General features: G+C 70.6%; 11 protein-coding genes. 2 read left to right on the top strand and 9 right to left on the bottom strand.

Annotated elements, in window-relative coordinates; translation table 11 throughout:
• Positions 1 to 191: 191 nt before the first annotated feature.
• Entirely contained in the window at positions 192 to 383 is a 192-nt protein-coding gene (locus ACFVZW_RS09655; RefSeq protein WP_384519163.1) for a hypothetical protein, read from the bottom strand.
• A gap of 178 nt (positions 384 to 561) precedes the next feature.
• Between ACFVZW_RS09655 and ACFVZW_RS09650 the strand changes: the two genes are divergently transcribed.
• Complete coding sequence (locus ACFVZW_RS09650) at positions 562 to 840, top strand: hypothetical protein (protein WP_384519161.1); 279 nt, start codon at positions 562 to 564, stop codon at positions 838 to 840.
• A gap of 73 nt (positions 841 to 913) precedes the next feature.
• Here the strand turns inward: ACFVZW_RS09650 and ACFVZW_RS09645 are convergent, their stop codons facing one another.
• Positions 914 to 1,204, bottom strand: a complete 291-nt coding sequence (locus ACFVZW_RS09645) for a hypothetical protein (RefSeq protein WP_384519160.1) — start codon at positions 1,202 to 1,204, stop codon at positions 914 to 916.
• A gap of 224 nt (positions 1,205 to 1,428) precedes the next feature.
• Here ACFVZW_RS09645 and ACFVZW_RS09640 point away from each other — a divergent pair, with 224 nt between their 5' ends.
• Positions 1,429 to 3,231 carry a S8 family serine peptidase gene (locus ACFVZW_RS09640; RefSeq protein WP_384519158.1) on the top strand — a complete coding sequence of 601 codons (1,803 nt, stop codon included), beginning with the start codon at positions 1,429 to 1,431 and terminating at the stop codon, positions 3,229 to 3,231.
• On the opposite strand, the gene ACFVZW_RS09635 is transcribed toward ACFVZW_RS09640, so the two are convergent.
• The 7 genes from ACFVZW_RS09635 to ACFVZW_RS09605 form a co-directional block, all read right to left on the bottom strand.
• Positions 3,228 to 4,697: a GMC family oxidoreductase gene (locus ACFVZW_RS09635; protein ID WP_384519156.1), complete on the bottom strand. Its 1,470-nt coding sequence runs from the start codon at positions 4,695 to 4,697 to the stop codon at positions 3,228 to 3,230. The two genes, ACFVZW_RS09640 and ACFVZW_RS09635, sit on opposite strands and share 4 nt — an antisense overlap.
• Positions 4,694 to 6,250: an APC family permease gene (locus ACFVZW_RS09630; protein ID WP_384519154.1), complete on the bottom strand. Its 1,557-nt coding sequence runs from the start codon at positions 6,248 to 6,250 to the stop codon at positions 4,694 to 4,696. The genes ACFVZW_RS09635 and ACFVZW_RS09630 overlap by 4 nt, the downstream gene beginning before the upstream one ends.
• A gap of 29 nt (positions 6,251 to 6,279) precedes the next feature.
• Positions 6,280 to 7,752, bottom strand: coding sequence for an aldehyde dehydrogenase family protein (locus ACFVZW_RS09625; protein ID WP_384519152.1), 1,473 nt, complete (start codon positions 7,750 to 7,752; stop codon positions 6,280 to 6,282).
• Between the two features lie 95 nt (positions 7,753 to 7,847).
• On the bottom strand, positions 7,848 to 8,987 hold the full coding sequence (locus tag ACFVZW_RS09620; protein WP_384519150.1) for an aromatic ring-hydroxylating dioxygenase subunit alpha: 1,140 nt from the start codon (positions 8,985 to 8,987) through the stop codon (positions 7,848 to 7,850).
• 10 nt (positions 8,988 to 8,997) lie between these two features.
• On the bottom strand, positions 8,998 to 10,152 hold the full coding sequence (gene solA / locus ACFVZW_RS09615) for an N-methyl-L-tryptophan oxidase (RefSeq protein WP_384519148.1): 1,155 nt from the start codon (positions 10,150 to 10,152) through the stop codon (positions 8,998 to 9,000).
• A 13-nt stretch (positions 10,153 to 10,165) separates the two neighbouring features.
• The gene (locus ACFVZW_RS09610) at positions 10,166 to 12,610 is read right to left on the bottom strand and encodes an FAD-dependent oxidoreductase (protein WP_384519146.1); all 2,445 of its coding nucleotides are present in this window, start codon (positions 12,608 to 12,610) and stop codon (positions 10,166 to 10,168) included.
• Positions 12,607 to 13,692 carry an S-(hydroxymethyl)mycothiol dehydrogenase gene (locus ACFVZW_RS09605; RefSeq protein ID WP_384519144.1) on the bottom strand — a complete coding sequence of 362 codons (1,086 nt, stop codon included), beginning with the start codon at positions 13,690 to 13,692 and terminating at the stop codon, positions 12,607 to 12,609. The genes ACFVZW_RS09610 and ACFVZW_RS09605 overlap by 4 nt, the downstream gene beginning before the upstream one ends.
• Between the last annotated feature and the right edge of the window lie 202 nt (positions 13,693 to 13,894).

Genomic DNA, 13,894 nt, shown 5'->3' with positions numbered 1-13,894 from the left:
AGGCCGGATCGGGGAGCGGCGTCTGGTGCCGTGGATCGCAAGGCGGAGGAGGGAGTCAACGCGGAGCGTTGGCGACCGACGACAACGCGGCGAGGAGCGGTGCCAGGCGTCGCGAGCCCGGCATGATCGACAAGACACCCCCTAGGGCACTCCCCAGGTCCGTGCGGTGTCCTACGCGAGGCCCCGCACCGTCAATGCCGGTCGTTCATCAACTCCTGGAACGAGCTCATGCAGGGGGTGCAGTGACGGTCGGTCCTCTCGCGCTCTTCGAGGGGCTCCTCGTGGAGGGACTGCCCGCACAGGGCGGTCGCGGTGCCCATGGCGGCCACGTGCCAGACGAAGACCCCGTCTCGGGGCGCTATGCCGACGTGCATTTCGTACATGGTCGTCTCCATGCTCGGCGGACGTGTTGCCTCTCCAGTGCACCGGACGGAGGGGTGGTTGCACGCCTGGAAGACGGCTGTTCGGGTGACGCCGCCCGCACCGCCGACCGGCTGCCCGGGTGCCGGATGGCTACCCTGGTTCTGGGGGCGTGGACGGCGACCGGTCGGAGGCGACCCCATGAGACGACGCCACCATTTCCACATCGACCACGCGGGGCACTCGGTCAGCGTCACGATCCAGACCGGCCACACCGCCGTGGTGGAGGTCCTCGTCGACGGCAAGGAGACGGGGCACGCCACGACCGGGCACGGTCACCCGGTGGCCGTGCACATCGAGCTGCCGACCGAACCGCCGACCCCGGCGACGATCCGGGCGGCACCCGGTCCCGGCATCCCCCGCTGCGTCCTCGAAGTACCCGGCGTCGAGCCCCAGGTCATGTCCCCGCGCCTCTACTGACCGTCGGGACCGACCGGCAGGCGCAGTACTCCCCCCGGCCCGCGGTGAGGCTTCCGCCGTGCGCGTGGGCGACTCACGGGGCGATGGAGAGGCCGAGCCCCGTCGACCCCCCGCCCCGCTGCGGAACCGCTCCGAACAAGGACTCCGCCACGCCCGGAGGCAGCCCGGGACCGGCGTCCGGGCCGCCCATGCCGCCCGCAGGCCGCACCGTGCGGCGCAGCACGTCGGTGGTGTCCGTCTCGGCGCGCGGGGCGGTCTCGGCGAGCATCCGCAGTGAGGCGACCCGCGTCAACAGGTGGTGGGCCGCGCCGTACGTGAGCAGGCCGATCGCCTGCGTGCGCCGGGCCGGGATGCCCGCCGACACGGGCCCGGTTCGGCGCCCGGTACGTACCAGCCGGAACGAAGCGCCGCATCGAGGCGGAAACCCACCCCGACCGGCGCCGCGTCAGGTCAACACTGTGTAACGCCAACGGGCTTGTCGGACTGAATCCTTCCTTCCGCACGGCAACGTCTGGGATCTTGCGTCCACCCCACACAACACACGGCCGGGTCGGCGCCACCAGCGCCACCCGGTCATCGGAGGACGCATTGTTTTCCCAGATATCCAGCCGGCTGAGACTCTCGGTCGCGGCCGCCGCCGCTCTCGGCGCGGCCGTCGCCCTCGCCGCACCCGCCCAGGCAGTGGAATCGACCACCCCTGAGCCCTCCCGCGCCTCGGCGTCGACGACGGCGAACGTCGCGGCCCCGGCCGCCGCCTGGGCCGCCGGCACCCGTGCCTACCTCGTCATCACCGCTCCCGGTGACACCACGGCCGTGCGCAACGCCGTGGCGAGCAACGGCGGTTCGGTCTTCGCCTCGTACGACGCCATCGGCGTCATCGTCGCCCACTCGACGTCCACGGGCTTCGCCTCGACGATGCGTACGGTCGCCGGCGTCCAGCAGGTCGGCGCCACCCGTACCTCCGACGTCCCCGCCGACGCCTACAACCCGACGCTCCCCGCGAACCCGGCGCAGTCGTCGACGACGCTCACCGAGTCCAACCGCTGGGACATGACGCAGATCAAGGCCGACCAGGCCTGGGCCGTCACCACCGGCTCGGCCTCCGTGAAGGTCGGCATCCTCGACACGGGTGTCGACGACCAGCACCAGGACATCGCGCCCAACTTCAACGCGGCCGACTCGGTCTCCTGCGCCTACGGCAAGGCGGACACCCGCGCCGGCGCCTGGCGGGACGTCGGCACCCACGGCACGCACGTCGCCGGCACCGTCGCCGCGGCCAAGAACGGCAAGGGCGTCATCGGCGTCGCGCCGGGCGTGAAGATCTCGTCGGTCCGCATCGCCGAGCCGACCAGCAGCCTCTTCTTCGCCGAGAACACCGTCTGCGGCTTCATGTGGGCCGGTGACCACGGCTTCAAGGTCACCAACAACAGCTACTACACGGACCCGTGGCAGTTCAACTGCCCGGACAACGTGGACCAGGCCGCCATCATCGAGGGCGTCAAGCGCGCCCAGGCGTACGCCGAGGGCAAGGGCTCGCTCCAGGTCGCCGCGGCCGGCAACTCCAACTACGACCTGGCCAACAAGACGACGGACAGCGAGAGCCCCAACGACTCCACGCCGGTCACCCGCACCATCACCAACGCCTGCATCGACATCCCGACCGAGCTCCCGGGCGTCGTGACGGTCGCTGCGCAGGGCAACGGCGGCGCGAAGGCCTCGTACTCGAACTTCGGCAACGGCGTGATCGACATCGCGGCCCCGGGCGGCGACGGCGCCTCCGGTGTCTACTCGACGCTCCCGGGCGGCAAGTACGGCAACATGAACGGCACGTCGATGGCCTCCCCGCACGTGGCGGGCGTCGCGGCGCTGATCGCGAGCACGAACCCGGCCTTCACCCCCGCGCAGATCCGGGACCAGCTGGGCGTGCAGGCCACGGACCGGGCGTGCCCCTCGGACACCCGCTGCAAGGGCACCACGACCAAGAACGGCTTCTTCGGCGAGGGCGCTGTCGACGCGCTGAAGGCCGTCGGCGGCACCACCCCGCCGCCCGGCGCGTACTTCGAGAACCTCGGCGACGTCACGATCGCCGACAACGCGACCGTGGAGAGCTCGATCACGGTCGGCGGCGTCACCGGCAACGCGCCGGCCACCCTCAAGGTGGGTGTGGACATCAAGCACACCTACATCGGTGACCTGAAGGTCGACCTGGTGGCCCCCGACGGCACGGTGTACACCGTGCACAACCGGACCGGCAGCGGCACGGACAACATCGTCCAGACCTTCACCGTCAACGCCTCCTCGGAGGTCGCGAACGGCGTCTGGAAGCTCCGTGTGAACGACAACGCAGCCCAGGACACCGGCAAGATCGACGCCTGGAACCTCACCTTCTAGGCCGAACGCGCCCGACCCGGCACCCCCTTGACCCGCAGCCGGGCGTCGAGAGGCGCCATCGGGTCGTCGTCCGCACCCATCTTCACCGTGCACGCCGGATGGTAGACGGTGTTGTGCGTCTTGCGGATGTAGTCGAGCAGCTCGTCGTCGGTGACCACGGAGGGACCGGGCGCGAGTTCGGCGCCCGCCCAGCCGGAGAGCGCGGGCTGCCGCGCGATGCGGCGCGCGAGCTTGAGGCCGTACGTCATCACCCGGGCGTCGTGCTCGTGCGTGAAGTACCGAGGGTCGACCCTCGGCTTGTCACGGTAGTCACGGGTCCGCAGCCGCACCGTGCCGCGGGACTTGGCGCGGGTGACGTTGGGCGTCAGACAGAAGGCGTTCTCGGACGTCGGATAGCCGTGCCGGCTGGTGTTCATGTCGAACGGCACGGATCCGTAGTGGAACATCAGGTCCGGCCTGTCCAGACCCGGCTCGGTGTCGTAGAAGATGCCCGCCTCCCACCACTGGCTGGACGTGGTGGTCATCGGCTGAGCCGCCTCCCACATGATGACGCCCTCGGGGTGGTCCTGGAGGTTCTCGCCGACTCCCGCGGAGTCCACGAGCACGTCGACGCCCGTCTCCCGCAGATGCTCCGCGGGACCGATGCCGGAGAGCATCAGCAGTTTCGGCGTGTCGATGGAACCGCACGAGACGATCACCTCGCGGCGGGCGCGGACCGTTCGGGTGTGGATCAGGTCCGGGTCCAGGTACTCGGCTCCGACACAGCGCCGCCCGTCGAGGACCAGCTTCTTCGCCCGTACCCCGGTGCGTATCTCCAGGTTGGGGCGCTTGCCCAGGATCGGATGGAGATAGGCGACCGAGGAGGACTGCCGGATGTTGTCCTCGTCCGAGTTGATCTGGAACCAGTTCGCGCCCCGCACGACCGTCGAGCCGCTGTTGAAGGGGGTCGTGGGGATGCCGGCCTGCGCACACGCCTTGAGCAGCGCCTCGCCGCACGGGTCCCCGCCCTTGAGGGTGCGGAGCTTGACGGGTCCGGTCCTGCCGTGGTGGTCACCGGGGGCGTCGTTGTTCTCCAGACGGCGGTACAGCGGGAAGAGGTCCGCCGCGCTCCATCCCGTACAGCCGGCGCCCGCCCAGTCGTCGAGGTCCTCCGCCGGCGCCCAGAAGGCGATGCAGGAGTTGTGCGAGGAACAGCCGCCGAGCACCTTGGCGCGGGCGTGACGCATGAAGCTGTTGCCGCTGTCCTGGGGTTCGACCGGATAGTCCCAGTCGTAGCCGGACTCCAGCAGCCCCATCCACCGCTCCAGCTTGAGGACGTCGTCGTTGCCGACGTCGCTCGGTCCCGCCTCCAGCACGCAGACCGTCACGGACGGGTCCTCGCTGAGCCGCGCGGCGACGACGTTGCCCGCGGTTCCGCCGCCGACGACGACGTAGTCGAACTCTCCGCTGTCGGACGACTCGGTCATGAGGGGGTGACCTCTTTCTTCATGGCGGCGGTATCGGGGGACGTGACGGCGGCGTGTTCCGCCAGTACGCCCGTACGGTGCCGCTGGACGAACCAGTAGTAGGCGAAGCCGCCCAGCGCGATCGCGCCGACGAACAGGACGGCGCCCCAGCGCAGATACCAGTGGTAGGGGGCGGCGGCGTTGTAGACGGCCGACCGCGGCCAGATGAGGTTGAGCGTCATCGCCCCGCCCCACAGCACGGCGAGGATGTTGACGGGCAGTCCCCAGCGGCCGAGGGAGAACTTCCCCTCGGCGGGCTGCCAGCGACCGCGCAGCCGGGCGACCAGCATCGGCCCGGTGACCAGCAGATAGGCGACGTAGATCATCACGATGCCGATGCTGGTGACCACGGTGAAGATCTGCGGCTGGCGGATGTTCACCAGCAGGATCGCCAGTGCCAGGACGCCGATGATGACGGTCGGCAGGATCGGCGTGCCGAAGCGCGGGCTGACCTTCGCGAGCCGGCCGGACGCGGGAAGGTTGTTGTCCCGGGCCATGGCGAAGGCGAGCCGTACCGCCGCGGTGTGCACCGCGAGCGCGCAGACGGTGACGGCGATCAGCACGCACCACAGCATCGCCTTGCCGGCCGTCGGGCCGAGGACGTCGAGGACGACGTACTGCAGCCCGTCCGTGGACAGCTTCTCGCCCCGCAGGCTCGACACGCTCATCAGCGCCAGGATCAGGATCAGCCCGCCCAGGACGAACGAGGCGACGATCGCCCGGATGATCGCGCGCGGCGCGTTGCGCGACGGGTCCAGGGACTCCTCGCCCAGCGAGGCCGCGGTGTCGAAGCCGTACATCACATAGGCCGAGGCGAGCGAGGCGATCAGGAACGCCCCGAGGTACCCGAAGCTCTGCCCGTCACCGGTGCCCGCCGTCTCCGTGACGACCTGCGGGCCCCGGACGACGTTGATGGTAAGGAGCACGATCAGCACGACGGTGGCGATGAGTTCGAGGAAGACGCCCGCGGTGTTGATCCGCGCCATCAGCTTCACACCGAAGGCGTTGACCACCGTGGTGAAGAGGATCAGCACGGCGGCCAGCAGCACCGCGTTGGTCGCCACGTCGTACGTCCCCGAGCCGTCCCCGACGAACTGGAAGAACGACGAGATCTGGGGAAGCGTCAGCTGATAGGCGAGGGCCACGGCCGCGATCGACACGACCGAGGCGATGAGCATCATCCACCCCGCCAGCCAGCCGATGTGCGGATTGCCCACCTTCTTCGACCAGTTGTAGATGGACCCCGCGACCGGGTAGCGGGCGGCCAGCTCCGCGAAGCAGAGCGCGACCATGAACTGCCCCACGAAGACCATCGGCCACGACCACCAGTAGGCGGGGCCGCCGCTGGCGTAGCCGAAGTAGAAGAGCTGGAAGGTCCCGGTGAGGATCGATATGTACGAGATGCCGGCCGCGAACGTGTGGAAGTTGCCGAGCGTCCGCTTCAGTTCGGGGCGGTACCCGAACTCGGCGAGCTCGGCGTCGTCGGCCGCCTGGGACGGTGGAGCGATTGCCATGGTGTGACTCCTGAACGGTAGAGGTCGCGTCAGGCGAACCAGCCCTGCGGCTCCGGTGAGGTGTTGCGCCAGATGTGCTTCGTCTCGCGGTACTCGGCGAGACCGCTCGGCCCGAGCTCACGGCCCGTGCCGGACTGCTTGAACCCTCCCCACTCGGCCTGCGGCAGATAGGGGTGGTAGTCGTTGATCCACACCGTGCCGAGGCGCAGCCGCGCAGCCATCCGGCGGGCCCGGGCCTCGTCGCTGGTCCAGACCGCGCCCGCGAGTCCGTAGATCGTGTCGTTCGCGAGCCGGACCGCCTCGTCCTCGTCGCCGTCGCGGAAGCGCTCCACCGTCAGAACGGGCCCGAAGGACTCCTCCCGCACCACCGACATCCCGGCATGGCAGTCGTCGAGGACGGTCGGCAGGTAGTAGAAGCCCTGGTCGTACGCGGGCCCTTCGGGCCGGGCGCCGCCACAGCGCAGCACCGCGCCCTCCGCGAGACCGCGCTCCACATACGCCTCGACCTTGGCGCGATGGGCGGCCGAGATCAGCGGACCGGTCCGGGCCCGCTCGTCGAAGGGCCCGCCGAGCCGGATCTCCCCGGCCCGGCGCACGACCTCGTCGACGAAACGGTCGTGCAGCGAGTCCTCGACGAGCAGACGCGCGCCCGCCGAGCAGACCTGCCCCGAGTGCAGGAAGACCGCCGTCAGGGCCATGTCCACGGCGGCCTCGAAGTCGGCGTCCGCGAAGACGATGTTCGGGTTCTTGCCGCCCAGTTCGAGCGCGACCTTCTTCACCGTCCCGGCGGCCGCGGCCATCAGCCGGCGGCCGGTCTGCAGCCCGCCGGTGAAGGACAGCAGGTCGACGTCGGGATGGTCGGCGAGCGGCGCGCCCGCCTCGGGGCCCGCGCCGAGCACCAGGTTGGCCACGCCGTCCGGCAGCCCGGCCTCCGCGAGCAGCCGCATCAGATGGATCGCGGTGTGCGGGGTCAGCTCGCTCGGCTTCAGCACGAACGTGTTGCCCGCGGCGAGCGCCGGGGCGACCTTCCAGGCCGTCTGGAGCAGCGGATAGTTCCAGGGCGTGATCAGCCCGCACACGCCCACCGGCTCGTACACGACCCGGCTGTCGGCGCCGGCATTGCCGGTGTCGATCACCCGGCCCGTCTCGGCTCCCGCGAGCCGCCCGAAGTAGCGGAAGCAGTTCGCGATGTCGTCCATGTCGTACGCGCTCTCCACCAGCCGCTTGCCGGTGTCGAGGGACTCCGCGCGGGCCAGCGCGTCCTTGTCGCGGACCAGCAGCTCGGCGACGCGCAGCAACAGGTCACCGCGGTCCGCGGCCGGGGTCGACGGCCAGGGGCCCTCGTCGAAGGCACGGCGCGCGGCCGCGATCGCCTCGACGGTGTCCTTGCCCCCGGCCTCGTCGACCACCGCGACCAGGCCGCCGTCGGCCGGGCAGCGGATCTCACGGGTCCGCTCGTCGAGCGCGGACCGCCACGCACCGCCGATGAAGAGTTCGGGCATGTCTCTCGTTCCTCCTGGTCAGCGCCGTATCGAAGGCGCCCTGGCAGCTTGGTGTCTCACCGGACGGCCGCGATGTATGCCGAATGTGACGGTGATCACGCCTGGTCGGAGGCGTGGGACCGCAGCTTTTCGAGCAGCCATGCGTGGAAGACCTCGATGTGGTGCTCGGTGGGCACGAGCACTCCGCCGGTCCGGTAGGCGCGGGAGGCCATCGCCGGCTGGGTGCGCTCGCAGGCGTCGAAGTCCTGGACGTTCACCCGGTGGAAGAGCTCCACCGACCTGGAGGCGTCCGCTCCGGACTCCACGACCTCGGGCGCGTACAGCCAGTCGCACTCGACGACCGTGCGGTCCTCGGCGAGCGGGAACATCCGGTGCAGGATCACATGATCGGGGACGAGGTTGATGAACACGGTCGGCTTGACCGTGATCGCGTAGTAGCGCCGGTCCTGCTCCTCGGCCACGTCCGGCAGTCGGGCGAAACCCTCGCTGCCGTCGACGGTGAACCCCTTGGCCTCGTCGGCGAAGGCGGCGCCGTGCCCCACGTAGTACTGCGCCGCGTAGCCGTCCGCGAACTCCGGCAGCACATCGGTGAGTTCGGGATGGATCGTGGCGCAGTGGTAGCACTCCATGAAGTTCTCGACGATCAGCTTCCAGTTCGCTTTCACGTCGTACGTGATGCGCTTGCCGAGCGCGAGCTTCTCGGTGCCGTACCGCTCGATGGAGGCGGCGTCGCCGAGCCGTTCCACGGCCGCGCCGATCACCGTCTCCTCGAACGACGGCGGTTCGTCGGCCAGGCACACCCACGCATAGCCCAGCCATTCCCGCAGGTGCACGGTCACCAGGCCGTAGGCCGTGCGGTCGACGTCGTTCATCTTCACCAGGTTCGGCGCCGCGATCAGCTTGCCGTCGAGGTCGTACGTCCAGGCGTGGTACGGGCATTGCAGCGTGCGCCGCACCTCGCCGGACTCCTCGGTGCACAGCTGCGCGCCTCGGTGCCGGCAGACGTTGAGGAAGGCGCGCAGCTCGCCGCCCCGGTTACGGGTGACGATCACGCTCTCGCGGCCGATCCGCACCGTACGGAACGCGCCGGGCCTGGCGAGGTCGGCGCCGCGCACGGCGCAGAACCACATCGATTCGAAGAGCCGCTCCTGCTCCTGCCGGAAGATCTCCGGGTCGGTGTAGAAGTGGCCGGGGAGCGTGGCGATCAGACTCGGGGGCAGCGGCATGGTCGTCATGGCGGGCTCCTCAGGCGGGCGCGGCGGACAGCCGCCGCGGATCGAACAGCTCGATGGGGTGCTCGGTGGTGCCCGTCAGCGCCAGGTCGGCGAGGATCTCGCCGACGACGGGCACGAACTTGAAGCCGTGGCCGGAGAACCCGCAGGCGACGGTGACCGACTCGGGGTGCTCCGGATGGCGCGCGATGACGAAGTGCTCGTCGGGGGTGTTGGAGTACATACAGGTGGCGGCCTTGAGGAAGCGGCCGGGCAGCGAGGGGATGTGCCGGGACAGCTGGCCGGCCATGGCCGCGACCTCGTCGTCGTGCACGGTCCGGTCGATGGTCTCCGGGGTGCAGACGTTTCCCCTGCGGAAGAAGGCCACCTTGGCGCCCAGTTCAGGGCCGTCGATCGCGGGGAAGCCGTAGATCTGGACGTCGTCCGCGTCCTCCCAGATGTAGATCGGGTGGTTCTCCGGGAGGAAGGGGCGGGTGCCGCCCTCGGGCTGGAACCAGTGCATGACCTGCCGCTCGATCGTGAACGGCACCCCCAGGTCGTCGAGGAGCCGGGGCGCCCAGGCTCCCGGGCAGATCACCAACTGCCCGGCGGTGTAGGTGTCCTCGGCGGTGTGGACGCGCACCCCTTCGCGGTACGGCTCCCAGCGCACCACCGGCTCCTCGAAGTGCAGGTCCGCGCCGGCCTGCGTGGCGAGCTGGAGATGGGCCGCCACCGTGTTCTCCGGGCGCAGCAGCCCCGCCCTTGCCTCGTACAGCGCCACCTCGTCGTCGGTGGGGGTGAGGGTGGGGAAGCGGCGGCGGATCTCCTTCGCGTCGAGCATCTCGTGCGGCAGGTCCCACTGCCGGGCCGAGAGCAGCGAACCGGACACCGTGCGGGACTCGGGCCGGCCGACCATCACGCCGCCGCAGAGCGTCGCGATGTCCCGGCCGGTGTCGCGCTCCAGCGCCTCGTACAGCTCGTAGGCGCGCAGCAGCAGCGGGACGTAGGCGGGGTCCTCGAAGTAGGACTGCCGGGTGATGCGCGAACCCCCGTGGCTGGAGCCGCGGTTGTGCACCGGACCGAACTTCTCCAGGCCCAGCACACGGGCACCGCGCGCGGACAGATGGTGGGCGGCGGCACTGCCCATTCCGCCGAGGCCGACGACGATCACGTCATAGGTGGGTGACATCCCTGGAACCTTCCTAACGGCGGATACGGCTCATGTCGGGGTCGAACAGCGGCTCGTCGGCCACGGTGGCGGGGACCTTCTCGCCGATGTACTCGATGTGCAGCGCGCTGCCGGAGGCGAGCGGCGGCAGCCAGGCGTACGCGACGCAGCGGCCCAGGGTGTACCCGTAGGACGCGCTCGTGACGTACCCGGCGGCCCGGCCGTCGACGTACACCGGCTCCTTGCCGAGGACCACGGCGGCCGGGTCGTCGAGGAGCAGCGGCGTCAGCCGGCGCCGTGGCTCGCCGGACCGTTCCAGCGCGGCCCGTCCGACGAAGTCGCCCTTGTCCATCCGGACGGCGAAGCCGACACCCGCCTCGTACGGCGTGTGCTCGGTGGTCATGTCGTGGCCCCAGGAGCGGTACCCCTTCTCCAGGCGCAGGCTGTTGAAGGCGGACCGTCCGGCGGCGATCACCCCGTGCTCCTGGCCCGCCTCCCACAGGGTGTCCCAGAGCCGCAGCCCCAGATCGGCGCTGGTGTACAGCTCCCAGCCCAGTTCACCGACGTAGCTGAGCCGCATCGCCGTCACCGGCACATGGCCGAGGTACGTCTCCCTGGCGCGGAAGTAGCCGAAGCCCCGGTGGGAGAAGTCGTCCCGGGTCAGCGGCTGCACCAGGGCGCGGGCGAGCGGACCCCACACCCCGATGCAGCAGGTGCCGGAGGTGATGTCCCGGATGCGGATGTCGCCCGGGGCGTGCCGTAGCAGCCAGTCCTCGTCCGCCCGGCTGTTGGCGCCGATCTGGAAGCGGTCGGCGGCCAGCCGCGCCACGGTCAGGTCCGAACGGATGCCGCCGCTCTCGTCGAGCAGCAGCGTGTAGGTCACGGCGCCCGGCTTCTTCGCCAGGTTGTTCGTCGTCATCCGCTGGAGGAAGGCGAGCGCGCCGGGTCCCGTGACCTCCAGCCTGCGCAGCGGTGTCATGTCGTACAGCGCGACCTTCTCGCGGGTCGCCCTGGCCTCCGCGGCGGCGATCGGCGACCAGTGGCGGGCCGACCAGGCGTCCCGCTCCGGCAGGTCGACGGACTCGGCGAGCGGGGCGTTCGCCTCGTACCAGTGCGGACTCTCCCAGCCGCCGCCCTCCAGGAAGGACGCGCCGAGCTCCCGCTGGCGGGCGTGGAAGGGGCTCACCCGCAGCGGGCGGGGCTCCTCCATCGGCTGCAGGGGGTGCAGCACGTCGTACACCTCGACGAACTGGCGGGCGCCGCGGTCGTGGACGTACGCGGGGGAGCGCTGGGCGTCCTCGAACCGGGTGTGGTCGCACTCGTGGACGTCGAGGGCGGGGCGCCCGTCGACCATCCACTCGGCGACGGCCTTCGCCACCCCGGCCGAGTGCGTGACCCAGACGGCCTCGGCGAGCCAGAAGCCGCGCAGGGAGCCGGCCTCGCCGAGCAGTGGCATTCCGTCAGGGGTGAAGGAGAAGACGCCGTTGAAGCCCTCCTCGATCTCGCTGCCGGCGAGCGCCGGGAGGAGTTCCCGGCAGTCGTCCCAGCTCGGCGCGAAGTCCTCCGGGGTGAAGGGGAACGAGGAAGGCATGACCGGGGCCTCGTCGTAGGCCGGGACGGCGAACGGGTCGACGGGCAGCGGCCGGTGGGCGTAGCTGCCGATCCCGATCCGGTCGGTGTGCTCGCGGAAGTACAGATCACGGTCCTGAAAGCGCAGGATCGGCCGGGACGCCTCGATGGCGGGGGCGTTGACGCCGGCGAGCTCCGGCAACGGCCGGGTCTTCGCGTACTGGTGGGCGAGCGGCAGCAGTGGCACGTCGACGCCCGCCATCCGCCCGACGACCGGGCCCCAGAAGCCGGCCGCCGACACGACGTGGTCGGCCGGGAAGACACCCCGGTCGGTGACGACCGCGCCGACACGGCCGTCCTCCCGCTCGATGCCGGTGACGGTGTGCCGCCCCAGGAACCGGGCACCACGCGACTCGGCGCGTTCCCGCTGGGCGCGACAGGCGAGCACCGCGCGGGCCAGGCCGTCGTCCGGGGTGTGGAACCCGCCGACGACCTTGCTCTCGTCGAGCAGCGGCCACAGCTCCTTGCAGCGCCGGGCGGAGACCAGTTCGCCGCGGATCCCCCAGGCGGCGGCGTAACCGGCCCTCCGGTGCAGCTCGGCCCAGCGCTCCTCGGTGGTGGCCAGTTCGAGCCCGCCGACGGCGTTGAAGCAGGGCAGCCCGTCGACCTCGAGCGAGCGGAACTTCTCCACGGTGTACGAGGCGAAGGCGCTGAGCGTCCTGGACGGGCTGGTACGGAAGACGAGGCCCGGGGCATGGGAGGTGGAGCCGCCGGGAGCGGGCAGGGGGCCCTGGTCGAGGACCGTGACATCGGTCCAGCCGCGGGCGGTCAGCTCGTCGGCGAGTGAACAGCCCACGATGCCGGCGCCGATGACCACGACACGGGGAGGCGTGGGCGCGGTGTCGGTCACAGGACCACCACCGAGCGCAGGACCTCGCCCCGGTGCATCTTGGCGAAGGCGTTCTCGACCTCGTCGAGCCCGATCGTCTCGGTGACGAAGGAGTTGAGGTCCAGGAGGCCGTAGAGGTACTGGTCGATCAGGATCGGGAAGTCGCGGCTCGGCAGACAGTCGCCGTACCAGGACGACTTCAGCGCGCCGCCGCGCGAGAAGAGATCGATCAGCGGAAGGTCGATCCTCATCTCCGGGTCCGGGACGCCGACCTGGACGAGCACACCGGCGTGGTCCCGCATGTAGAAGGCCTGCTTGTACGTCTCCGGTCGGCCGACGGCGTCGATGGCGATGTCCACCCCGAAGCCGTCGGTCAGCGCGCGCACGGCCTCGACGGGGTCCGTGCCGAGGGAGTTGACCGTGTGCGTGGCGCCGAACTTCTCCGCCTGATCCAGTTTCCTGTCGTCGATGTCGACGGCGATGACCTTGCGGGCCCCGTTCAGACAGGCGCCCGCGATGGCCGCGTTGCCGACTCCGCCGCAGCCGATCACGGCCACCGTGTCGCCGTTGCCGACCCGTCCGGTGTTCACGGCCGCGCCGTAACCGGCCATCACGCCACAGCCGATGAGGCCGGCCGCCTCGGGCCGGGCAGCGGGGTCGACCTTCACCGCCTGTCCGGCCGCCACCAGGGTCTTCTCGGCGAAGGCACCGATGCCCAACGCGGGGGAGAGCGGCGTGCCGTCCAACAGGGTCATGGGACGGGCCGCGTTGCGGGAGTCGAAGCAGTACCAGGGGCGGCCGCGGCGACAGGAGCGGCAGGCGCCGCACGGGGCGCGCCAGGCGAGGACGACGTAGTCGCCCGGCGCCAGGTCGGTGACGCCCTCGCCCACGGACTCGACGGTGCCGGCCGCCTCGTGGCCGAGCAGGAACGGGAAGTCGTCGTTGATCGCCCCTTCCCGGTAGTGCAGATCGGTGTGGCAGACCCCGCAGGCCTGCACGGAGACGAGAACCTCGCCGGGACCGGGGTCGGGGACCAGGATCGTCCGCACCTCGACGGGTGCGCCCCTCTCGACGGCAACGACGGCACGAACCTCATGCGGCACGATGGGCTCCTCGGTTGTTGCGCATTGCACGATGGGTTGCGCGATGGGGAACATAGTGAGAACGGCGACAAGGGGCCGTCAAGAGGCCGGAGTTAACGTCGGGCAAAACCCGTCGGGGGTTGGTATAACAACCCCCCCACCCCCCCCCCGGGCCCGGGGGTCGCGCGGGCTCGGTTAAACAAAAAACACACCCCCACCCCAG

Source organism: Streptomyces sp. NPDC059567 (assembly GCF_042735655.1).
Classification (GTDB): domain Bacteria; phylum Actinomycetota; class Actinomycetes; order Streptomycetales; family Streptomycetaceae; genus Streptomyces.
This window is presented reverse-complemented; position numbering and strand designations above follow the sequence as displayed.